26 protein-coding genes are annotated in these 21,300 nt (G+C 72.9%); all 26 read right to left on the bottom strand.

Annotation, left to right across the window (positions count from 1 at the left end; all coding sequences use genetic code 11):
* Positions 1 to 101: 101 nt before the first annotated feature.
* Complete coding sequence (locus DQ241_RS08935; RefSeq protein WP_113829815.1) at positions 102 to 1,253, bottom strand: flagellar biosynthesis protein FlhB; 1,152 nt, start codon at positions 1,251 to 1,253, stop codon at positions 102 to 104.
* Entirely contained in the window at positions 1,253 to 2,017 is a 765-nt protein-coding gene (fliR, locus tag DQ241_RS08930; protein WP_113829814.1) for a flagellar biosynthetic protein FliR, read from the bottom strand. Before fliR ends, DQ241_RS08935 begins: the two co-directional genes overlap by 1 nt.
* Before the next feature lie 7 nt (positions 2,018 to 2,024).
* Positions 2,025 to 2,300, bottom strand: a complete 276-nt coding sequence (gene fliQ / locus DQ241_RS08925) for a flagellar biosynthesis protein FliQ (RefSeq protein WP_113829813.1) — start codon at positions 2,298 to 2,300, stop codon at positions 2,025 to 2,027.
* Positions 2,300 to 3,157 (bottom strand): flagellar type III secretion system pore protein FliP, encoded by an 858-nt coding sequence (fliP, locus tag DQ241_RS08920; protein ID WP_233492324.1) that lies wholly within the window; start codon positions 3,155 to 3,157, stop codon positions 2,300 to 2,302. The genes fliQ and fliP overlap by 1 nt, the downstream gene beginning before the upstream one ends.
* Positions 3,154 to 3,579, bottom strand: a complete 426-nt coding sequence (locus DQ241_RS08915; protein WP_113829812.1) for a flagellar biosynthetic protein FliO — start codon at positions 3,577 to 3,579, stop codon at positions 3,154 to 3,156. The genes fliP and DQ241_RS08915 overlap by 4 nt, the downstream gene beginning before the upstream one ends.
* Complete coding sequence (gene fliN / locus DQ241_RS08910) at positions 3,576 to 4,307, bottom strand: flagellar motor switch protein FliN (RefSeq protein ID WP_113829811.1); 732 nt, start codon at positions 4,305 to 4,307, stop codon at positions 3,576 to 3,578. The genes DQ241_RS08915 and fliN overlap by 4 nt, the downstream gene beginning before the upstream one ends.
* Positions 4,304 to 5,290 (bottom strand): flagellar motor switch protein FliM, encoded by a 987-nt coding sequence (locus tag DQ241_RS08905; protein ID WP_233492323.1) that lies wholly within the window; start codon positions 5,288 to 5,290, stop codon positions 4,304 to 4,306. Before DQ241_RS08905 ends, fliN begins: the two co-directional genes overlap by 4 nt.
* A 152-nt stretch (positions 5,291 to 5,442) precedes the next feature.
* Positions 5,443 to 5,904: a flagellar basal body-associated protein FliL gene (gene fliL / locus DQ241_RS08900; RefSeq protein WP_113829809.1), complete on the bottom strand. Its 462-nt coding sequence runs from the start codon at positions 5,902 to 5,904 to the stop codon at positions 5,443 to 5,445.
* Positions 5,897 to 6,802 (bottom strand): flagellar motor protein MotB, encoded by a 906-nt coding sequence (locus tag DQ241_RS08895; protein WP_113829808.1) that lies wholly within the window; start codon positions 6,800 to 6,802, stop codon positions 5,897 to 5,899. Before DQ241_RS08895 ends, fliL begins: the two co-directional genes overlap by 8 nt.
* Positions 6,803 to 6,806: 4 nt before the next feature.
* Positions 6,807 to 7,577: a motility protein A gene (locus tag DQ241_RS08890; protein ID WP_113829807.1), complete on the bottom strand. Its 771-nt coding sequence runs from the start codon at positions 7,575 to 7,577 to the stop codon at positions 6,807 to 6,809.
* 3 nt (positions 7,578 to 7,580) lie between these two features.
* Positions 7,581 to 7,865 carry a flagellar FlbD family protein gene (locus DQ241_RS08885; RefSeq protein WP_113829806.1) on the bottom strand — a complete coding sequence of 95 codons (285 nt, stop codon included), beginning with the start codon at positions 7,863 to 7,865 and terminating at the stop codon, positions 7,581 to 7,583.
* A gap of 233 nt (positions 7,866 to 8,098) precedes the next feature.
* Positions 8,099 to 9,370 carry a flagellar hook protein FlgE gene (locus DQ241_RS08880; RefSeq protein ID WP_113829805.1) on the bottom strand — a complete coding sequence of 424 codons (1,272 nt, stop codon included), beginning with the start codon at positions 9,368 to 9,370 and terminating at the stop codon, positions 8,099 to 8,101.
* 39 nt (positions 9,371 to 9,409) lie between these two features.
* Positions 9,410 to 9,865: a flagellar hook capping FlgD N-terminal domain-containing protein gene (locus DQ241_RS08875; RefSeq protein ID WP_113829804.1), complete on the bottom strand. Its 456-nt coding sequence runs from the start codon at positions 9,863 to 9,865 to the stop codon at positions 9,410 to 9,412.
* Positions 9,866 to 9,886: 21 nt separating this feature from the next.
* Complete coding sequence (locus tag DQ241_RS08870; RefSeq protein WP_147252350.1) at positions 9,887 to 11,242, bottom strand: flagellar hook-length control protein FliK; 1,356 nt, start codon at positions 11,240 to 11,242, stop codon at positions 9,887 to 9,889.
* Positions 11,239 to 12,183: an NlpC/P60 family protein gene (locus DQ241_RS08865; RefSeq protein ID WP_113829802.1), complete on the bottom strand. Its 945-nt coding sequence runs from the start codon at positions 12,181 to 12,183 to the stop codon at positions 11,239 to 11,241. The genes DQ241_RS08870 and DQ241_RS08865 overlap by 4 nt, the downstream gene beginning before the upstream one ends.
* On the bottom strand, positions 12,171 to 12,620 hold the full coding sequence (locus DQ241_RS08860; protein ID WP_113829801.1) for a flagellar export protein FliJ: 450 nt from the start codon (positions 12,618 to 12,620) through the stop codon (positions 12,171 to 12,173). Before DQ241_RS08860 ends, DQ241_RS08865 begins: the two co-directional genes overlap by 13 nt.
* A complete protein-coding gene (locus DQ241_RS08855) occupies positions 12,617 to 13,924 on the bottom strand; it encodes a FliI/YscN family ATPase (protein WP_113829800.1) in 1,308 nt (435 codons plus the stop codon). The genes DQ241_RS08860 and DQ241_RS08855 overlap by 4 nt, the downstream gene beginning before the upstream one ends.
* Positions 13,921 to 14,838 carry a FliH/SctL family protein gene (locus tag DQ241_RS21375; RefSeq protein WP_113829799.1) on the bottom strand — a complete coding sequence of 306 codons (918 nt, stop codon included), beginning with the start codon at positions 14,836 to 14,838 and terminating at the stop codon, positions 13,921 to 13,923. Before DQ241_RS21375 ends, DQ241_RS08855 begins: the two co-directional genes overlap by 4 nt.
* Positions 14,822 to 15,904: a flagellar motor switch protein FliG gene (fliG, locus tag DQ241_RS08845; protein ID WP_113829798.1), complete on the bottom strand. Its 1,083-nt coding sequence runs from the start codon at positions 15,902 to 15,904 to the stop codon at positions 14,822 to 14,824. Before fliG ends, DQ241_RS21375 begins: the two co-directional genes overlap by 17 nt.
* Positions 15,901 to 17,499: a flagellar basal-body MS-ring/collar protein FliF gene (gene fliF / locus DQ241_RS08840; protein WP_113829797.1), complete on the bottom strand. Its 1,599-nt coding sequence runs from the start codon at positions 17,497 to 17,499 to the stop codon at positions 15,901 to 15,903. The genes fliG and fliF overlap by 4 nt, the downstream gene beginning before the upstream one ends.
* Entirely contained in the window at positions 17,499 to 17,831 is a 333-nt protein-coding gene (gene fliE, locus DQ241_RS08835) for a flagellar hook-basal body complex protein FliE (protein ID WP_113829796.1), read from the bottom strand. The genes fliF and fliE overlap by 1 nt, the downstream gene beginning before the upstream one ends.
* A 2-nt stretch (positions 17,832 to 17,833) precedes the next feature.
* Positions 17,834 to 18,238 carry a flagellar basal body rod protein FlgC gene (locus DQ241_RS08830; RefSeq protein WP_113829795.1) on the bottom strand — a complete coding sequence of 135 codons (405 nt, stop codon included), beginning with the start codon at positions 18,236 to 18,238 and terminating at the stop codon, positions 17,834 to 17,836.
* Between the two features lies 1 nt (position 18,239).
* Positions 18,240 to 18,587 carry a flagellar basal body rod protein FlgB gene (gene flgB, locus DQ241_RS08825; RefSeq protein ID WP_113829794.1) on the bottom strand — a complete coding sequence of 116 codons (348 nt, stop codon included), beginning with the start codon at positions 18,585 to 18,587 and terminating at the stop codon, positions 18,240 to 18,242.
* A gap of 362 nt (positions 18,588 to 18,949) precedes the next feature.
* Entirely contained in the window at positions 18,950 to 19,381 is a 432-nt protein-coding gene (locus DQ241_RS08820) for a hypothetical protein (protein ID WP_113829969.1), read from the bottom strand.
* Complete coding sequence (gene fliS, locus DQ241_RS08815; RefSeq protein ID WP_113829793.1) at positions 19,378 to 19,764, bottom strand: flagellar export chaperone FliS; 387 nt, start codon at positions 19,762 to 19,764, stop codon at positions 19,378 to 19,380. Before fliS ends, DQ241_RS08820 begins: the two co-directional genes overlap by 4 nt.
* A 52-nt stretch (positions 19,765 to 19,816) precedes the next feature.
* The gene (gene fliD / locus DQ241_RS08810; protein ID WP_113829792.1) at positions 19,817 to 21,190 is read right to left on the bottom strand and encodes a flagellar filament capping protein FliD; all 1,374 of its coding nucleotides are present in this window, start codon (positions 21,188 to 21,190) and stop codon (positions 19,817 to 19,819) included.
* Between the last annotated feature and the right edge of the window lie 110 nt (positions 21,191 to 21,300).

The following is a 21,300-nucleotide window of genomic DNA, read 5'->3' as shown; positions in this document are numbered from 1 at the left end:
ACCGGTACCCCGTCCTGGCTCACCGCCAGGGGTCCTGGCTCAGCGTCGACGGTGAGCCAGGACCCCTGACGATCAGGTCACCTGATCGTCATCGCCGCTCCTCAGGCCGCCGGCACCGCGGGCCGGCGTCGTCCCGCCTTCGGCAGGTCGGCGGTGTCCGGGGGTTCGAAGCCCGGCCGGTGGAAGCCGCCGCGCACGCCGCGGGCGCCCAGGTGCATGACGAACGCGAGCACCCGCGCGACAGCGGTGAACAGCTGCGGCGGCACCTCCTGGCCGATGTCGCAGGAGGCGTGCAGCGCCCGGGCCAGCGGGATGTCCTGCACCATCGGCACGCGGGCCTCCTCGGCCCGGGCGCGCAGCTTCGCCGCGACCTCGCCGGCGCCCTTGGCGACGATCCGCGGAGCGCCCTTGGCCGGCTCGTACTTCAGCGCGACGGCGACGTGCGTGGGGTTGACGAGCAGGACGTCGGCCTCCGCGACCTCGGCCATCATCCGGTTGCGCGACATCGACAGCTGCACCCCGCGGCGGTGCGCCTTCATGTGCGGGTCGCCCTCGGCCTGCTTGTGCTCCTGGGTGATCTCGTACTTGCTCATCTTGAGCTGCTTCATCATCTTCGCGCGGACCACGACGTAGTCGGCGACGGCGATGACCAGCCCGGTCACCGCCACGACGCGGAACATCAGGATCGCCGAGCTGGTGAAGGTGGCCACCACCGCGGAGAGCGGCAGGGCGCCGGCCGCGGAGACGAGCTGCTGGGCGCGGTCGCTGGTCACGATGACGACGACGGCCAGGGCGACGGTCTTGATGATGGCCTTGGTGGCCTCCCACAGCCCCTGGGTGCCGAACATCTTCTTCAGGCCGGTGAACGGGTTGAACTTCTTGAGCGTCGGCTTCATCGACTTGCCCGAGACGGTGACCCCGCCCTGCGCCGCCGACGCGGCCACGCCCACGGCCATGAGCGCCAGCGCCAGCGGCAGCACGGTGCTCATGAAGGCGCTGAGGGCCTGCCCGAGCAGGGCGTAGACGTCGGCCAGCTCGGGGTCCGACGCGACCCGGCCGATCTGCACGAACAGCGTCTGCGACTCCTCGTAGGCGTTACCGACCACCATCGGCAGCAGCACGCTCGCCGCCGCCATGCCCGTCCAGGTGCCGAGCTCCTGGGTCCGGGGGATCTGCCCGTCCTTGCGCGCCTTCTTCAGGCGCTGCGGAGTGGGCTTCTCGGTCTTCTCACCGCCGGGACCGTCCTTCGCCATCAGCCGCTCCGGAGGGAGGACATGGCCTGCGCGGCGTGCTCGAGCAGCCCGTCGAGCGCCGACGGCAGCAGCGGGAACGTCAGGCCCAGCATGACCAGGGTCAGCGTGATCTTGACCGGGAAGCCGAAGGAGAAGATGTTGAGCGCCGGCGCGGCCCGCGACAGGAGCGCGAGCGCGACGTCGGCCAGCAGGAGGACGGCGACCATCGGCCCGGCGATCTGCAGCGCGGCCAGGAACATCATCGAGAAGGCGGTGATCAGCACCGTGCCGATCTGGTCGGTCGGCACGTCCCCGCCCACCGGCAGCCCCTCGTAGGACGCCGCGAAGCCGCGGACCAGGAGCAGGTGCCCACCGCTGGTGAACAGCAGCGTGGTCGCCAGCAGGTAGTGCAGCCGGCCGATGGTCGCGTTCTGGCTCATCGACAGCGGGTCGAAGGCCGGCTGGAGCGAGAAACCGCCGGTGACGTCGATGAGGTCACCGGCCATCTGGACGGCGGTGAACAGCACCTGCACCAGGAACCCCAGCGCGGCCCCGATGACCACCTCGGTGACCGCCGCGACGGCGAGGAAGCCCGCGGTGGGGGCCGGCAGGTCCGGGGCGATCTGGGTGGACAGGAGCAGCGACAGCGCCATGGCCAGCGCGCCCTTGACCGGCGCCGGGATGACCCGCGAGCTGAACGGCGGCGCCAGCAGCACGAAACCGGCGGCCCGCGCGGTGCCGAGCAGGAGGGCGGCGAGCGTGACCGCCGGGACCGTCAGGTCCATGGCGGCCTCAGGTCCGGTCGAGCAGCCGGGGCAGCTGGTCGAACAGGTGGTGGGTGAAGTCGACCATCTCGGCGAGCACCCAGTTGCCCGTGATCAGCAGCGCGATCGCCACGGCGATCATCTTCGGCACGAACGAGAGCGTGGCCTCCTGGATCTGCGTGGCGGCCTGGAACAGCGAGATCAGGAAGCCGACCAGCAGTGCGGTGAGCAGGATCGGCGCGGCGATCTTGGCAGCCACCATCATGGTCTCGGTGGCGATCTCGGTGACGTCGGCGTCGCTCACTAGCCGCCTCCCCCGTACGAGCCGACGAGGGCGGTGGTGATCAGGGACCACCCGTCCACGACGACGAACAGCAGCAGCTTGAAGGGCAGGGCGACGATGGTCGGCGGGACCATCATCATGCCCATCGACATGAGCGCGGCGCTGACCAGCATGTCGAGCACCAGGAACGGGATGAAGACGACCAGCCCGATGATGAAGGCGCTCTTGAGCTCGGAGAGCACGAACGCCGGGATGAGCGTGGTGAGGGTGACGGAGGCGGCGTCGGCGGGGGCCTCCTCGCCGGAGAGCCCGACCATCAGCTTGAGCTCGTCCTCGCGGGTGTTGTCCAGCAGGAACTCGCGCAGCGGCACCACGCCGGCGTCGTAGGCCTGCGACACCGTGAGCGTCCCGTCCATGTAGGGCTGGACGGCCACCTCGTTGATGTCGCCGAACACCGGCCCCATCACGAACAGGGTCAGGAACAGCGCCAGGCCGGTGAGGACCTGGTTGGGCGGTGCCGCCTGCAGGCCCAGGGCGTTCCGGGTCAGCGACAGGACGACGATGATCTTGGTGAACGAGGTCGCCAGCAGCAGCACCGACGGCGCGACCGACAGCACCGTGATCGCGATGATCAGGGTGATGGAGGTGCTCGGCGAGCCGTCGCCGATGGAGATGTCCACGCCGCCGTCGGCACCGCCGATGCCCGGCACCACGGGCGCGGTCGGGTCCACCGGGGCGGTGGGGGCGGTGGGGGCCGCGGACGCGGGGCCCGCGAGCACGACCGCCGCGACCGCCGTCAGCAGCGACAGCAGCACGACGGCGAGCGCGCGCCGCCGGACCGGTGCCGCGGCCGGCAGCCGCAGGGTCGAGGTGCTCACGGCCGCCGCACCGTCCGCTCGCGGAGCTGGTCGACCAGGGAGCCCCAGCCCTCGCGGTCGAGCACCGAGCCGGCCAGGGCGCCGGAGCCGGACCGGGCGGCCGGGACGGCGGGTCGCTCGTCGCGCTCGCCGGTGGCCGGGGTGCGGGCGGGGACCCGCTCGCGCAGCGCCGCGTCGACGGCCTCGCCGTCGACCTCGGCGAGCAGGGTGACCTGCTCCTCGGTGGCGCCCACGACCAGGACGACGTCGGCGATCCGCACCACGTTGAGCGTGCTGGTGCGGCCCATGCGCTGACGGGCCACGACCTCGATGAGGCCGTTGCCCTGCCCGAGGCCCCGCTTCTTGGCCAGCCGCGCGGCGAACAGCAGCACCGCGGCGACGAAGGCCAGCGACAGGACCAGCCGGATGATCATCCAGGTCATGCGGTGACCCCGAGCTCGGCGGCGTCGCTCACGATCTCGCTGATCCGCAGGCCGAAGTCCTCGTCGACGACGACCACCTCGCCGCGGGCGATGAGTGTGCCGTTGACCAGCAGGTCGGCCGGGGCGCTGGCGGCGCGGTCGAGCTCGACGACCTCGCCGGGGTGCAGGGAGAGCAGCTCCTGGACCGTCATGCGGGTGCGGCCGATCTCGACCGTCACCTCCATGGCCACGTGGCGCAGCAGGTCCAGGCTGCCCGAGGCGGCGCGGGCCGCGGGCAGGGTCACCTGCAGGGCGAAGGTGGCCTGGTGCTCGCCGCCGGCCATCAGCGGGACGGCCACGAGCATGCCCTTGTCGCGCAGCCCGTCGAGCGCGGCGACCGGCTCCTCGAGCCGCTCGGAGGCGACGCGGACGCGCCCCAGGGTGGCGGCGGCCGCCTCGAGCGCGGGCCGCAGCGCGGCGGCGACGTCCATCTTGCCGACCGGGGAGTTGCTCAGGGCCTCGACGACGTCGGCGGACAGCACGAGGACGACGTCGCCGCTGACCTCGCCGGACAGCCCGGCGGCCACGGCGGACGCGGCGTTCGGGGGGAGCGGGACGGTGTCCGGGTCGCTCACCGGGGTCCCCGCGACCAGCTCGGACGCCGCGGGGACCAGGCCCGCCGCGGCGCGCGCGGCGGCCGCCACCACGGCGGTGATGGTCTGGGAGTCCTGGGTCGTGTCGGTGCTCATGCGGTGTCCTTCGCGGCGGCGTACGGGGTCGGGACGATGGAGGCGGCCAGGCGGCGCCGGTGGTTGCTGGCGATCGCGTAGGCGAACGTCACGTCGTTGGTGGTGACCTCGAGCGGGCTGTCCCGGGGGTGGCGCAGCAGGAGGACGTCGCCGACGGCGAGGGAGAGCAGGTCGGAGGAGGAGACGGTCAGCGGGGCGAAGCGCACGCTGACGTCGACCGGGACGAGGTTGAGCCGCTCCTTGAGCGCCTCGGTGGCCCGCTGCCGCTTGCGCAGCGCCGACTCCGAGAGCTGCGGCGAGGCCGCGTTGTTCAGCGACTGGGCGAACGACGAGAAGGGCAGCACCAGCGTGGCCTCGCCCTCGCGGCTGCCCACGGCCATGGCGAAGGTGGCCACCATGACGGTGTCCGATCCCGACGCCGCCTGGGCCAGCTGGGGGTTGTACTCGAGGCCGGCCATCGCCGGCTGGATCTCGGTGATGTGGCCGAAGGCGGCGGAGAACTCGTCGAGCAGCCGGTCCAGCAGGTGCCGGGTGATGGACACCTCCATCGCCGTCATCGGCCGGTTGGGCTGCTCGGCGGCGCCGGAGCCGCCCAGCATGTGGTCCACGATCGCCATCGCGATGTCCAGCGGGTAGGCCAGCATCCCCTTGCCGGCCAGCGGCTCGAGGGTGAACGTGGTGATGAAGACGGGGTCGGGCAGCGTCGCGACGTAGTCGTCGTAGGAGTACTGCTCGATGCCCACGAGCTCCAGCCGGGCCCCGGCGCGGAGGAAGGTGGTGAGGATCGTCGTCGCCTGGCGGGCGAAGGCCTCCTGCGCGATCTGCAGCACGCGCACGTGCTCGCGGGAGAGCTTCGTCGGCCGGCGGAAGTCGTACGTGCGCGGCTCGCCGCGGCGGCTGCGACCGCCTCCGGGGGCGGGTGACGCAGCCGGGGCCTGGGCGTTCGCGCCGCGGGCGGCGGGGCCGGCATCGGGTTGTGTCACGTCCTCCCTCATCGGCGGAGGAGGGGGGCACCGTGACCGGGGGTGACCGCACCCCCGGACGCGTAGGGGGAGGGTGTGACGGTTGGGGCGGGGTGTGCCCCGGCGTGATGCAGCGGTGCCCGGACCCCCTGGAGGGGCCCGGGCACCACGGCTCACTGCGTGACGTACTCGGTGTAGTAGATGCCCATCACCATCTGCACCTCGTGCTCGGTGTAGGCCTCGATGATCTTCTGCTCGAGGGTCTCCTTGAGCGCGTCCCGCGCCCCGGTCACGTCGGCCGGGCTGGCCTGCGAGAACGTGGAGATGATCGCGTCGTAGGCCTTGGCGCCGTCGACACCGCCCCCGCCGTGCCCACCGCCGGCGGCAGCCGTCGTGTAGTCCAGGGTGATGCCGATCTTCAGGTAGCCGCCGCCGGCGAGGTTGACCGCGATCGGCTCGAGCGCGACGTAGCCGCCGTGCTCGGGCTCGGCCGCCTCGGCCTCGCCACTGGGGAGGAGGAAGAAGTAGGCCGCCCCCGCGAGCGCCAGCACGACGACGCCCAGGACGAGGAAGAGCTTCTTCTTGCCGCCGCCGCCCTCGGTCTCCTCGGCGTCGGTCTTCTTGTCCTTACTCATGGGTCGCCTCCTTCTGCGTGGCGTCGATGCCCGGCAGCAGCGCGTTGGCCTCTGCCGAGGCGGTGGACAGGACGACGACGTCGACGCGCCGGTTGACGTTGATCGCCGTCGGGTCGGTCACGGGGACCAGGGGCTTGGTCGACGAGTAGCCGTCGGCCGACATGCGGGTCTCGGGGACGCCGCCGGTGGCGAGGTAGCGGACGACGGTGGTGGCGCGCCAGGCGGACAGCTCCCAGTTGGACGGCCACGGCCCGCCGGCGGTCACGGGCAGGTGGTTGGCGTGCCCCTCGACGGCCAGCTGGTTGGGCAGCCCGGTGAGGGTGGGGGCGACCGCGGTGAGGATGGCCTGGCCCTCCGGCCGGAGGACGGCCTCCTCGGCGTCGAACAGCACCGCGTCGGCGACGATGTGCACGACCAGGCCGCGCTCGTCGATCTCGAACCGGGCGGCGTCGGGGTAGCCGGCGGCGGTCAGCGCCGCCTGCAGCTTCTCGCGGGCGGCGGCCAGCTCGTCGTAGGCCTGCTGGGCCTCGGCGGCGACCCGCTCCGCGCGCTCGGCGGCGGCCTGCGCCGCCGCCTGCTCGACCTGCGCGTCGGTGACGGTGGGGTCCGGCGGGATGGCGGAGGCGATGTCGATGGCGCCCGGCAGGCCTTCGAGCACCGACCCCTCGGGGGTGGCGCTGGTCAGGACCGAGACAGGGGTGCCGAAGGCGTCCGACATGCCCTTGGCCAGGGCGGCGAACTTCTGCTCGTCCACCTTGCTCATGGCGAAGAGCACCACGAACAGCACGAACAGCAGCGTCATCATGTCGAAGCCGGACACGAGCCACCGTTCGTGGTTCTCGTGCTCCTCGTGCTCCTCGTGCTTCTTGCCGCGGCGGCGGCCGTGACCGGTGCTCACGCGGTCACGCCGCTTCCTTCGCCTGCGAGCCCGGCGGGACCAGCGAGGTCAGCTTGAGCCGGACGGCGCGCGGGCTGGTGCCGGCCTGGATCTCGGTGATGCCCTCGACGAGCAGCTCCATCTGGGCGGCCTGCAGCTCGCTGACGCGGAGGATCTTGGCGCCCATCGGCAGGAACCAGAAGTTCGCCGCCATGACGCCCCACAGCGTGGCGATGAACGCGGCGGAGACCATCGGGCCGAGCGTCTCCGGGTCGTTCAGGTTCCCCATGACGTTCATCAGGCCGACGATGCAGCCCAGGATGCCGATGGTCGGCGCGTAGCCGCCCATGGCGTTCATGAACTTCGCGGCGACCTTGTCCTCGGCCTTCTTGGCCGCGATCTCGCTCTCGAGGACGGTGCGCAGCTCCTCCGGGTCGGTGCCGTCGATGCCCATCTGCAGGCCCTTGCGGAGGAACGGGTCGTCGATCTGTTTGACCTGGGCCTCCAGCGCGAGCAGCCCTTCCTTGCGGGCCTTCTCGGCGAGGCTGACCAGCGTCTGGATCTGCTCGGTCGGTGCCGGCACCTTCGCCGGCAGCACGGCCATCTTGAACCAGCTGCCGACCTTCTTCAGGTCGTCCAGGGTCTGGCTGGCAGCCGCCGCACCGAAGGTCGCGATGACGACCAGGACGATCGCGGGCAGGAAGATCAGCGCCGAGGGCGAGACGCCCTCGAGGGTCATGAAGACGAACAGGGCGACGACGGAGATGCCGAACCCGATCAGGGTGGCGGGATCCACGGGTCAGCGCTCCTCTCGGCTCGGGAAGGGCACGACGGACGAGACTCCGGCGGAGTCCGCGGGCGGCGCCTGCACGCGGTACTCGCCGCGGTCCATCTCGTAGGACGTCGCGAGGATCCCGGCGCGGTACTCCACGATCTCCCGGAGCACCTCCTCGACGGTCTCCTTCACCACGTACTTGGTGCCGTCCACCAGGAAGGCGACCGTGTCGGGGTGGCCCTCGACCCGCTCGATCAGGTCGGGGTTGAGCGCGAACTGCTCCCCGTTCAGGCGCGTCACACGGATCACGGGTCGGTCCTCTAGCTCGGTGGGTGGAACGGGCGCATTGCGTCAGTGACTTCATCGGCGCCCGCCTCGGGCTCCTTGAGCCGAAGCGGGGGTTCTCGCAGGTCACCCCGACGGATGAGCCCTCGGTGCCGGCGCCTCGGGGGCGCGAGTTCCAGCTCTCGGTACCGAGAGCTGTGGCCCCTCCGTGAGCTCTCGGTACCGAGAGCTCACGGAGGGGACGGGGGCGTGCCGGATCAGCGCTTGAGGTTGACCAGGTCCTGGAGCATCTCGTCGGACGCGGTGATCACGCGGCTGTTCGCCTGGAAGCCGCGCTGGGCGACGATCAGGCTGGTGAACTCCTCCGAGAGGTCCACGTTGGACATCTCCAGCGCACCCGACGAGAGGATGCCGCGGCCGCCGGTGCCGGCGGTGCCGACCACCGGCTCACCGGAGTTGTCCCCCACGCGGAACGAGGAATTGCCGGCCTTCTCCAGGCCGCTCGGGTTGTTGAAGGCGGCCATCGCGAGCTGGCCCAGGTTCTGCCGCAGCCCGTTGGAGTAGGTGCCGACGATCGTGCCGTCGTTGGACAGCGAGAAGCCCTGCAGCGTGCCCATGGCGTAGCCGTCGACGTCGGTCGGCACGACCTGGCTCTTGCCGCCGTACTGGGTGATCCCGGAGAGGTCCATCCGGACCGGACCGGGCCAGCTCGCCACACCGGGGGCGAAGCGGACGTCGTCGAGCGCGGGGCTCATGACGCCGGTGACCGGGTCGAAGGTGATGACGCCGCTGAACGCGGTGCCGTCGGGGTTGCTCAGGGCCAGGGCCGGGGGCGGCGTGCTCGGGTCACCGTCGTCGTCGCCGTTGTTGACCGTGAGCGTCCACTCGTTCAGGTCCGTCTTCGTGAACGTGTAGGTCACCTGCTGGGCGTTGCCCATGGAGTCGTACATCTTGACCGGCGTCTGCACGAACGCCCCGACGGCGGCGGCGCTGTCCAGGTTGCCGTCCATCGTCGAGCTCAAGGTGGCCGACGGGGCGACGTTCGCGCCGTAGGGCACCGACAGGTCGCCGATCGGGCCGTTGGGGTTGATCGCGCCGGTGGTGGGGTCGGCGATCCACCCCTGCAGGATCGAGCCGTCGGGGGTGACCAGGCGGCCGGATGCGTCGAAGTCGAACGAGCCGGCCCGGGTGTAGAGCTGCTCGCCACCCGGCCCGCGGGTCACGAAGAAGCCGTCGCCCTCGATCATGAAGTCGGTCGAGCGGCCGGTGGACTGGGCGGCGCCGTTGGTCCAGTTGGTCATGATGCCGGCGAGCTTGACGCCGAGGCCGACCTGCGCGGGGTTCGTGCCACCGCGCTCGGCGGCGGGGGCGCCGCCGGCCCGGACGACCTGCGACAGCGTGTCCTGGAAGACGGTGCTGCTGCTCTTGAAGCCGACGGTGTTCACGTTGGCGATGTTGTTGCCCGTGACGTCCATCTTGGTCTGGTGCGCCTTGAGGCCGGAGATGGCCGAGAACATGGAGCGGAGCATGCGGAGGTTCTCCTCGCGGTTCGGGGGTGGGGGGTGGGATCAGGACGCCGCGGAGGAGCTCGTCCCTGAGCTCGGCGTGGGGAGGGAGACGGCGGTGATGCGCCCGACCTGCACGTCCTTGCCGTCGACGACGGCGACGGCCTCGGAGTTGCCGGAGGCGAGGCGCACGGAGGAGACGACGCCGGTCACCGGCTCGCCGTTGCTGTTGGTGTAGGTGACCTGGCGGCCCACCATGGCGCCGGCGGTGGCGTGCTCCTGCAGGACCAGCGAGGTGGCGCTCATCGAGGCCAGCTGCTCCAGCTTCTCGACCTGGGTGAAGGTCGCCGTCTGGGCGATCATCTGGGTGCTGTCGACGGGGTTGGACGGATCCTGGTACCGCATCTGCGCCACGAGGAGCTTGAGGAAGGTGTCCTTGCCCATCTGGTCACCGCGGTCGACCTGGGTGGTCGCCGACGTGTAGGCCGTCTGGCCGAGGCCGTTCACGGGGTCGGTCATGGGTCTGTGGGTCTCCTTCTCTCAGACGCGGACGTCGACGCCGTCGGATCCGGTGCGGCCCGTCGCGACGGGACGTCCGTCTCCGCTATCGGCAGTGCGCTGCCACGGTCGGAACCGCCCGTCGGGCGATCCCTGCTGGCCGGATCGGTCCCCGGAGCCCTGCTGCCACTGCTGGGCCTGCTGCTCGGCGGCGTGCCGGGCCAGCCACGAGCCCCCGCTGTCCTTCGAGACCTCGACCCGCTGGGCGGTCAGGCCGGCCGCCTCCAGCTCGCGGCGGAGCTCCGGCAGGGCGTCGAGCAGCGCGGCCCGGCCGTGCTCGTGCGCACCGCGCAGGGCGAGGTCGACGCTGCTCCCGGTGACCGTCACCGAGATCTCGACGGGGCCGAGGGTCTCGGGGGTGAGCACCATCGTCATCGTGTGCGAGCCGTCGGCGGCGCTGAGCACGGCGACCTGACGGGCGAGCTGGGTGTGCACCGGCTGCTCGGCCGCCTGCCCGGTCGCGCTCGCGACGGGGCCGACCGGGGCCGCGGTGCCGGTCGCGGACGGGGCGGCCGGTGCGGCGACGGGCACCGTCGCCGGCTGCTCGCCCGCCCCGTCGGTGACCGGGATCGCCGCCGGGACCGGGGTGCCGGGCTCGTCGCCCGGCTGGTCACCGGCACCGGACGAGCCGGGGCCCTCGCCGGCGCGGACCGGGGCGGAGCCGGGCAGGCCGGCCGCCTCGGGTGCCGCGCCGCTGCCCGTCGGGGCAGCCGGGGCGGGGGAGCCGGGGACGCCGGCAGCCGTGTCGGCGGTGACGACCGCGGCGCCGGGGACGTCGGTGCCGGGGCCGGTGCCAGGGCCTGCTCCGGTCGCCGGTGCGGGGACGACGACCAGGCCCGCGGGCAGGCCGGTGCCGGGCTGCGCGGCGGTGGGGGTGGCCGGCGGAGCGGTCGCGGGCTGCGCCGCGACCTGGTCGGCGGCGGCACCGGGGAGGGTGTCGGCGGGCGCCGCGACGGTGCCGGTCGCCGGGAGCGGCGCGGTGGTGGTCGTCGAGGGCGCCGCGGCGACGCCGGCCGCCTCGCCCTCGGTGGTGGCAGCCGTGCCCGGTGCGGAGACCGCGCCGAGCGCCAGGGCCCAGAGAGCGCCGGTCCACCCGGCGGCCACCTCGACCGGCACCGCCGTCCCGACCGCGGCGGTCTCCGCGCCGGCCTCCTCCCCGGGCGTGCCAGCGTCGCCCTCTCCCGGCGGCCGCTCGCCGACCGGCGCCCGCCCCTCCGACAGGGCGCCGTCCAGCGCGGAGGCGAAGGGGGCGGCGCTCTCGGTGGAGCCCCCCTCGGCGGCACCCGGGGACGGGGTGCGGACCGCCGCGGGGGCGGCCGGCATCACGGGAGCGCTCATCGGTAGGCCTCCGCCTTGCTCATCACGGAACGGACGTAGTTCTGGGTCTCTGCGTAGGGCGGGATCCCGCCGTAGCGGGTCACCGTGCCCGGACCGGCGTTGTAGGCGGCCAGCGCCAGCTCGGTGGAGCCGAACTGCGAGGTGAGGTTCTTGAGGTAGCGCGCGGCGCCGTCCACGGCCGACGACGGGTCGAGCGGGTTGACCCCGAGGCCCTTCGCGGTGGCCGGCATGAACTGCATGAGGCCCTGGGCGCCGGCCGGCGACACGGCGCCGGCGTTGAAGTTCGACTCCACCGAGGCCATCGCGGCCAGCAGCGAGGCGTCGACGCCGTGCCGGCTGGCGGCGCTGCTGAAGAGGTTCGCGTAGGGCACGCCCGCGACCCCGCCGGCCGCGGACGCCGTGCTCGGCGCCGCCTCGGGCAGCACGCGGCGGATGAGGGTCGGGGTGCCGACGTCCTGCACCTTGACGGTCTCGCCGGCCTGCGGGGCGGCGATCATCTTGCCGTTGCCGATGTAGATGCCGACGTGGTCGATGCCGGCGCGCGACGAGGAGTGGTCGAAGAAGACCAGGTCGCCGGGGCGGGCGGCGGCCAGCGAGGCGACCGCCTTGCCGCTGGTGGCCTGCTGGGAGGAGGTGCGCGGCAGCTCGATGCCGAGGTTCCCGTAGACCAGCTTCACCAGGCCGGAGCAGTCGAGCCCCTTCGCGGGGTCGGTGCCGCCCCACACGTAGGGCACGCCGAGGTACTTCTGCGCCTCGGCCACGACGGCGGTCTCCGACGCGGACCCCGCGCCGGTGGTGGCCCACGTGCTGCTGGTCGCGCTCGTGCCGTCCAGGCCCGCGGCCGCGGCGGCCGACGCCCACCCGGTCGAGGTGGCCTGCACGGGGAAGAAGCGGGCCTGGATCTCGCTGATGCGGGCCTGCACCGCGCTCAGCCCGTCCACGGCACCTCCCGGGGGTCCGTGCGACCGGCCCGGCCGGTCACGAGGTCGTCGGCCGCGCGCTCCTCGGCGGCGGCCTCGGCGTGCCGCTGGGCCTCCAGGTGGCGTTCGCGCAGCCGTTCCAGGGCCTTGGTCCGCTGGGCCGCCGCGGTCCACTCCGCGCGGACGGCCGCGGCCTGCTCGGCGGACGCGGTCGCCAGGGCGCGGGCGTCGCTGGCGTCGGTGGCCGCCGCGCGCAGCAGCACCATGGCGGCCACGAAGTCGCCGGACGACAGCCGAGCGGGCAGCGCGGACGTGGCGAGCGCGTGCTCGCGCTCGGCCGCGGCGCGGTCGGCGTCGGCGGCGTTCCGGGCGGCGCGGGCGGCGTCGGCCGCCGCGGCGCGCTCCTGGGTGCGGCGCAGCTCCAGCACCGGCTGGAGGCGGAAGGCGGCGCGCTTCACGAGCGCACGATCCGCTGCAGCCACGACCAGGCCTCCGCCGGCGGGGTGGACTCGCCCAGGGGCTGCTGCAGGAAGGCGTCGATCTGCGGGGCCAGCTCGCGGGCGCGGTCGACGAGGGCATCGGTGCCGGCCTGGTAGGCGCCGATCTCGACGAGCTCCTTGACGTCGCGCAGCGCGCCCATGAGCCGGCGGATCTCGCGGGCGTCGGCCATCTGCGGGGGCGGCGTGACCGCGCCGGCGACGCGGGAGATCGACTCGAGCACGTCGATGGCCGGGAAGTGACCGACCGTGGCCAGCTTGCGGGTGAGCACGATGTGCCCGTCGAGGATCGACCGGGCGGTGTCCGCGATCGGCTCGTTGTGGTCGTCGCCCTCGACCAGGACGGTGTAGAGGCCGGTGATCGAGCCGGTCACGCCGGTGCCGGCCTTCTCCAGCAGCTGCGGCATCATCGCGAAGACGCTCGGCGGGTAGCCGCGGGTCGCCGGCGGCTCCCCGGCGGAGAGCCCGACCTCGCGCTGCGCCATCGCGGTGCGGGTGATCGAGTCCATGAGCAGCAGCACGTCGCGGCCATGGTCGCGGAACGCCTCGGCGATCCGGGTGGCGACGAATGCGGCCTTGAGCCGCACCAGCGGCGGCTCGTCGGAGGTGGCGACGACGACGACGGTGCGCGCCATGCCCTCGGCGCCGAGGTTCTCCTCGATGAACTCCCGCACCTCGCGGCCGCGCTCGCCGATCAGCCCGATGACCCGGACGTCGGCGTCGGTGCCGCGGGTGATCTGGGCCATCAGGCTGGACTTGCCGACGCCGGAGCCGGCGAAGATGCCCAGGCGCTGGCCCTTGCCGCAGGGCACCAGGGTGTCGAGCGCGCGGACCCCGAAGGTCAGCGGCTCCTCGACCCGGCTGCGGGCGAGGGCGTGCGGCGTCTCGCTGGCGAGGTCGACCCAGGACACCCGGGAGGCCAGCGGGGGACCGCCGTCGATCGGCCGGCCGAGGCCGTCCAGCACGCGGCCGAGCAGCGCCTCGCCGACCGGGACCTGCAGGGGCAGCCCGGTGGCCCGCACCGGCGCGCCGGCGTGCACGCCGGCCAGGCTGCCCAGGGGCATGCAGGTGAGCCGGTCGCGGCCCACGGCCACCACCTCGGCCAGCAGCGGCGCGGTGCCGGGGTTGACCTCGACGAGGTCCCCGACGGCGGCGACGATGCCGTCGACGGTGAGGGTCAGGCCCATGGCGCCGGTGACCACGCCGGTGACCTGGGGGCGGGCGGCGGCGCGGGCCCGGGTGAGGAGCGCGGCGGGCACGGTCACGAGGACAACACCGCCTGGACCCGCTCCAGGGCGGCGACGAGCTGGGCGTCGATCCGGCGGGGACCGGTCTCGGCGACGGCGCCGGCGCGCTCGACCGAGGCGTCGGCCACGAGGCGCACGGACGCCGGCAGCTCGGCCACCGCCTCCTCGGGGATCTCGCCCAGGTCGTCGGGGTGCACGCGGACGACGACGGGCGCGTCGGCCGGGCACAGCGTGAGCGCGCGGCGCACCGCGTCGAGGACGGGGGAGTCGGCCATGGCCAGCTCCCGGCCGAGCAGGTCCTCGAGCAGGGTCAGGACCGTGCCCAGGATGGTCTCGCGGATGTCGTCGGCCACCGGCACGGCGGCCTCGTCCAGGCGGGTGACGGCGGACCCCAGGGCGGCGGTCGCGGTGGCGATCCGCCGCTCCCACCGGGCCTGCGCCTCGGCCATGCGCTCGGTGGCCGCGCGCTCGGCCTCGGCGACGGCGGCGCCGGCCGCGGCCATGCCCTCGGCGTGACCTGCCGCGAAGCCCTCGGCGTGCGCCTGCCGGCGCAGCCGCTCCAGCTCGTCGGCGTAGACCTCGCCGAGCCGGAAGGTCGGCCGGCTACCGGCCACCGGCTGGTCCTCGGCGCGGCGCACCGAGGACCGCCGCTCCACCGGCGAGGGCTGCGGCGGGATGACGGCGGTCGCCGCAGCCGCCGTCATGACCGGGGACGGGGTCAGCGACGACGGCGCGGGCGCCGGTGCGGGGATCGCCGGTGCGGGCGCGGCCGGCGCCGCGGGTGCGGTCAGGACGGCGGTCGCGGTGGTGCCGCCGGCAGGGGTGACCTGCCCGCTGGCGTCGCGGTAGGGCCGGGCGGCGACGGCGGCGCCGCCGCGCAGGACCGCCCCCTCCCGCGGCGGCCGGTGCCCCGGGTCAGGAGACGAACTCATCGTCCCCGCCGCGCGAGATGGTCAGCACGCCCTGCTCCTCGAGGGTGCGGATGACGGCGACGACCTTGGCCTGCGCCTCCTCGACGGTGCGGGTGCGGACCGGGCCGAGCAGCTCGATCTCCTCGGCCAGGTTCTCGGCGGCGCGCTCGGAGAGGTTCCGCTGGATCTTGTCGCGCACGTCCTGCCGGACACCCTTGAGGGCGGTGGCCAGGTCGTTGGCCTCGACCTCGCGCAGCACCAGCTGCAGGGACCGGTCGTCGATGGTGACGATGTCCTCGAAGACGAACATCTGCGAGCGGACCTGGTCGGCCAGCTCCGGGTCGGCGTTGTCCAGCCACTCGAGGATCGAGCGCTCGGTGGGCCGCGGCGAGCGGTTGATGATCTCGACCAGGGCCTCGACGCCACCGGCGGTGGACATGTCCTGGTGGGCCAGGATCGAGCCCATCCGGCGGCCGAGCTCCTCCTCGACCAGGCGCACCATCTCGGGGGAGGTGCGATCCATGGTCGCGATGCGGTGGGCCACCTCGGCCTGCTGCTCCGGCGCGAAACCGGAGAGCACCTCGGCCGACTGCGCCGGCGTCAGGTGCGCCAGCACGAGCGCGATGATCTGCGCGTGCTCGTCCTTGAGGAACGTGACGAGCTGGCGCACGTCCGCGTTGCGCAGCGAGGCGAAGGGGACCTCGGTGTAGACGACGTTGAGCCGGGAGAGGATTCCCTCGGCCTTGTCCTCACCCAGGCCCGCCGCGAGGATCTCGCGGGCGAACTCCACGCCGCCGCGGCCCACGAACTGCTGGGCGGTCATGAGGCCGTGGAACTCGGTCATGACGCTGTCGACGTCCTCGAGCTCCACCGAGCCCAGGCGCATGAGCTCCCGGGTCAGCGACTCGACCTCGCGGGGCCGCAGCTTGGACAGCAGGATGCCGGCCTCCTCCTTGGACATCTGCGCCAGGAAGACGGCGGCCTTGCGCAGCCCCGGCAGCTCCGGCCGCGGCGGGGCCGACGGGACGGCGGGGAGGTTGGCGGCGCCCGTGGCGCCGATCAGCTGCTCGAGCCCGGCCATGGTCATGACTTGTTCTCGCTCAGCCAGCCGCGGAGCATGGCCGCCACCTCGTCGGGTCGTTCGCTGACCATGGTCGAGATCTCCCCCCGCACCCGCTGCCGCTCCGCGGCCTCGAGCTCGGCCTGCTTGTCGTCGATCGCGGGCACCTCGTCACGGGTGCTGGAGACGCGGAGCCGGTCCAGCTCGGCGAGCATGTCGTCGGTCAGCTCGAGCGGCTCGTAGTCCTCCTCCTCCTCGCGGCCGCGGCGGGAGCGCAGCCAGACGACGAGGATGACCAGCGCGATGCCGGCCGCGATGCCGCCCTGCTTGATCATCGACCACATCTGCTCCTTGGCCTCGGCCTCGCGAGCGGCTTCCATCTCGGCTGCGGCGGCGTCGGACGCGGCGGTGTCGAACGGCATGGCGGCCACGGTGATGTCGTCGCCGCGTGCCTCGTCCAGGCCGACGGCGTTGCCGACGAGGTCGCGGATCTGCTGCTGGTTGAGGTTGCCGGCGACGGCGTCGTCCATGACCACGGCGACGGTCAGCCGGTTGAGGCCTCCGGGCGCGCCCTGGGTCACCTCGGTGGTCTTGCCGACCGCGTTGTTCGAGGTGGTCGACTCCTTCTCGTACGTCGACTCGCCGGTGCCGGCGTTCTCCGCGGCGTCGGGCATGTTCTCCGGGCCGAGGACGCCGCCGACGATCGCGCCGCCGCCCCCGGTGTAGTTCTCCGTCGTGGTGCTCTCGGAGACCGGCGGGGTGCCCTGGTCGTAGGTGTAGGTCTCCGACGTGGTGTCGCGCTTGTCGAGGTCGACGTCGGCGCGCACCGAGACCACGGCCCTGTTCGGCCCGAGGACCCGGTCGAGGATCGCCTGGGCGTTGGCCTGCAGCCGGCTCTGGTACTCCTGCTCGACCTGCGAGCGGGCGTCGCCGGCCGCGGCGGAGATGCCGGTGCCGGGGGAGGAGAGGACCTGGCCGGAGGTGTCCGTGACGGTCACCTGCTCCGGCGACATGCCCTCGATGCTGGAGGAGACCAGGTTGGTCACGGCCTGGATCTGCTCACCGGAGAGCTGGGTGCCGGCGGAGAGCTGCAGCATGACGGAGGCGGTCGGGTCCGCCTGCTCGGTCACGAAGACCTCTTCCTCGGGCAGCGCCACGTGGACGATCGCCTGCTGGACGCCGTCCAGCGCCTCGAGGGTCTTGGACAGCTCGCCCTCCAGCGCCCGCCGGTAGGTGGTCTGCTGCTGGAACTCGCTGGTGGTGATGCCCTGCTCGTCGAGGAGCGAGTAGCCGGTGTCGTCGCCGGCCGGCAGGCCCTGGGCGCTCATGTCCAGGCGCAGGTCGTAGACCCGGTCCTTGGGGACGAGGATGGTGCCCCCGCCGTCGGCCAGCTCGTAGGTGACGCCGGCGGCGTCGAGCTCGTCGGTGATCGCGGCGGCGTCGCTGGCGGCCAGGTTGGAGAAGAGCGGGGCCTGGGTGGGCGTGGTGATCCAGCTGTAGAAGAAGAACCCGCCGAGGAGCAGCCCGGCGAGCAGCAGGCCGATGACGACCTTCTGCCCCAGGCTGACCGTGGCGAACGTGGAGCGGGCACGCTCCAGCGTCCCGGCGAGTGCCGACTTCATCAGACGGGCATCCTCATGATCTCGTTGAAGGCCTCAACGGCCTTGTTCTTGATGGACACGACCATCTCGACGGCCAGGGACGCCTCGTTCCTGGCGATCATGTAGTCGTGCACGTCCTTCAGGTCGCCGGTGGCGGCCTGGGCGGCCAGCCCGTCGGCGTTGGCCTGGGTGGTCTGCAGCTGGTCGAACGAGGCGGCCAGGACCGACGCGAAGCCGCTGGTCTCGCCGGTGCGGCCGGGCTCGGCGACCGTCGCGGTCGTGTCGATGCCGGCGACGCCGCCGGACCCGGCGAGGGCGCTGACGCCGGGGATGCCACCGATCGGGAACGTCACGGTCAGCCCTTCCCGAGCTGCAGGGCAGCCTGGTAGAGGGCGGTCGCCCGCTCCACGACGGCGAGGTTGGCCTGGTAGCCGCGCTGCGCCATGATCATCTGCGACATCTGGTCGCCGAGGTCCATGTCGGGGTACTTCACGTACCCCTCCTCGTCGGCCAGGGGGTGGTCGGGCGCGTAGACCATGCGGCCCTCGGGGTCGCCGAACTCCGCGCGCGCGGCACGCACGCCGCCCTCGCCGGTGCCGTAGTCGACCGCGCGGGCGATGATCATCCGCTCCTGGAACGCGTCCTCGTTGGTCCGCGAGACGGTGTTGACGTTGGCGATGTTGTCGGAGACGGCGTCCAGCCACTTGCGGTGCAGCAGCAGGCCGGAGCCGGAGATGCCGAAGGTGTCGAAGATGGCCATGTCACGAGGTCCTGAGGGCGGTGCGGATCGAGTTGTACTTGCCGTCCAGCGCGCTGAGGGCCAGCTGGTAGCGCAGGCCGGTCTCGGTGGCGATGAGGGTCTCCGCATCCAGGTTGACGTTGTTGCCGTTGGTGTTCGTCGGCTCCAGGGACCGGGCGACGGTGCCGCCGCTGATCTGCGGCGTCTCACCGGTGCGCAGCGCGCCGCGCAGCGAGGACTCGAAGTCGGTCCGGCCGGCGAGGAACCCCGGGGTGTTGACGTTGGCGATGTTGTCGGCGGTGACCCGCTGGCGCTGGGCCAGGCCGGACAGGGCTGCGTGCAGGGCGGCCGGGGTGATCTCGCCGATCATGGGGCCGGCCGGCTCGGGAAGCAGGGCACGTTCGTCCTCCGGGGTACGCGGAAGGCACTCGCGAACGAGTGCGGGGTCCGCCGATCCGTGGCGAAAGGGCTTGCTCTCCGTGCCTCCCAGTCATCGGCACCCGCCTCTCCCCGCCTGACCGCCGGTCCGCCACACGAGTGGCAGCAGCACCCGGGTGGGGGAACCGGGACGCGTGTGACCAGCGGTGACCTCGCCGTGTCCCGGGCCGACCGGGACGGGGGAGTTGGCAGGTTCCGTGCCTTTCCGCGGTGATGCGGGCTGCTTCACCGTGGAAAAGCACGAAGCCCCGCCGCCGGCGTGGCCGGAGGCGGGGCTGGGGGAGTGCGGTGCGGCTACAGGCCGCGGTCGATGAACGAGGCGACCGGGCGGGTGGGGGCGTAGGACATGCGGGCGGCGACGTCGCGCTGCTTCTGCGACTGGGTGATCCGCTCGACCAGCTGCTCGGCGACGGCCAGCTGGTGCTGCAGCAGCCGGGCGGCTCGCTCGCGCAGGTCGGCGGGCAGCGGCCCCAGGTCGTGCGGCGGGACCCAGTCCTCCGCGCGGCGGCCCCAGGTGGCGATCTCCTCGGCGCGGTTGCGGGCCAGCGCGGCCTGGGCGTCGAGCACATCACCTTCGAGCTCGTCGAGGGCCTGGTGCCAGTCCTGCGGCTGCCGGCGGCGCTCCCGGCCGCCGGCGCCCAGACCGCGCGCCTCGGCGGCCGCCGAGTAGGGGCTGAAGCCGAAGCCCGCGGCTGCCGTGCCGCCGACCGGGCTCACGCCGGTCATGCCGGAGCGCCGGCCAGGGACGCCGCGGCCTGGCGCCACGCGTCACGCAGGGGCTCCACCACCTGGCGGCAGGAGGCGATGCGGTTGGTGTCGAGCTTCACGTTCGCCTGTACCAGCTCGCCGATCAGCCAGTTGTAGAGGGCGGCCAGGCGGGGCCCTCCCTCCCAGGCGTCGACCTGCAGGCTGGAGAGAAGCTCGAGCACGATCGCCTGGGCGTGCTGCAGCTGCTCGGAGGCATCCTCGCGCTGGCCGGCGGCGACGTGCTTCTGGGCGCGCTCCAGGTCGAGGGCCAGTCGGTCGTACAGCATCACCAGGATCTGCTGCGGCGACGCCGTGGCGACCGAGTCGCCGAGGTAGCGGGCGCGGAGGGATGCGGCACTCATCGAGGGGTCTCCTGGGTGGAATGGGGGTGCAGGACCGGCGGGGGAGGACCGGTCAGGAGCTGGAGGGCAGCGAGGCCAGCTGGCCGCCGAGCCAGCTGGACTGGCTCTGGAGCTTGCTCAGCGCGGTCTCCATGGCGGTGAACTGGCGGGTCAGGGTCTGCCGGCGCATCTGCAGCCGCAGGTCCCACTCCTCGATACGCTTGGTGAGGTCCTTGCCGAGGGTGTCCTGCCCGTTGGCCAGGCCCACGATGGTGCCCGTGGTGCTGTCGGAGGCGCCCTTGGAGAGGCTCAGCAACCGGCCGGCGAGGCCGGTGACCGCGGCGACGTCGTCGCCACCGCCCACCGCGCCGTCGGCACCGTTGCTCGCCGTGGTGCCGAAGACCATGCGCTTGGCCAGCTCGGGCGTCTCCTTGACGGCGGTCAGGAACTTCGCCTTGTCGAAGGACAGCTTGCCGTCCTTGGTCAGCTCCAGCCCGAGCTTGGCCACCGAGCCGTCCTTGCCGACGCCGGTGGCGACCGTGCTCAGGACGCTGCTGGCCAGGGAGGTGAGCGTGTAATCGCCCTTGAGCGCGGCGGTGCTGCCCGGGGCGCTGCTGGTGTAGCTCTTGGTCTGGGTCAGGGCGGAGTTCACCGCATCGACCAGGGCCTGCATCTTCGCCGCGATCGAGTCCGGATCGCTGACCACGCTCACCGTGACCGGATCCGCCTCGACCTTGCTGACGGTGATCGTGGTGCCGCCCATCAACCCGTCGAAGACGTTCGTCGAGCTGTAGACGGAGTAGGCGCCGGCGCCGGAGCCGATGACCAGCTGGGCGTCCTTGCCGGTGGAGGTGTCCGCGAACGCGCTGCCGCCCGACAGGCTGAAGCCGGCCGCGGCGCCGGACTTGGTGGAGGTCACCTGGAGGGCGAACTCGCCGTCCTTGACCTTGACCACGGACGCGGCCAGGTCGAGCTTCGCGCTGTTGATCTTGCTGGCGACCTCCGCGAGCGACTCCGTGCCGGTCAGCGGGACGGTGCCTCGGCTGGTGCCGTCGGCGTTCTTCACGTCAAGCGTGGTGACGTTCGCGGCGGCGGTGGTGGAGGCCCAGCGCCCGGTGCTGACCTGGGAGTGGGTCGTGGCCAGGTTCTTCACCGCGAAGGTGAGGGATCCGGGGGTGGCGCCGGTAGTCGCGGCGGCGGCGACGGAGGTCGCGGAGCTGGTGGCCCGGGTCGCGTTCCAGGTCTCGGGCTTGAGCAGGTTCTCGGCTGCGGTGGTGACGGCGAGGTAGGTCGTGTTGACCGTGCGGTAGGCCGAGGCTGCGGTCTCGGTGCCCTTGAGCCGGGTCTTGAGCGCCGACTGGGTGGCGCCCTCGGCAGCGACCAGCTGGTTGATCAGGTTGGTGGTGTCGAGCCCGGAGACGAGCCCGTCGACTGCCATCCCTGCCATGCGAGTCCTCCCGTCGGCACGGGTCCCCCCGTGGTCGTGGTGTGAGTGAGGGGGGAGGTCCGGAGACCTCCCCCCTCACCCAGGGTCTTGCCGAGGTGCCCTCAGCTACC

The organism is Blastococcus sp. TF02A-30 (assembly GCF_003319185.1).
In the GTDB taxonomy this organism is placed as follows: domain Bacteria; phylum Actinomycetota; class Actinomycetes; order Mycobacteriales; family Geodermatophilaceae; genus Blastococcus.
The sequence above is the reverse complement of the archived record's forward strand: the minus strand, read 5'-3'. Positions and strand labels throughout refer to the sequence as shown.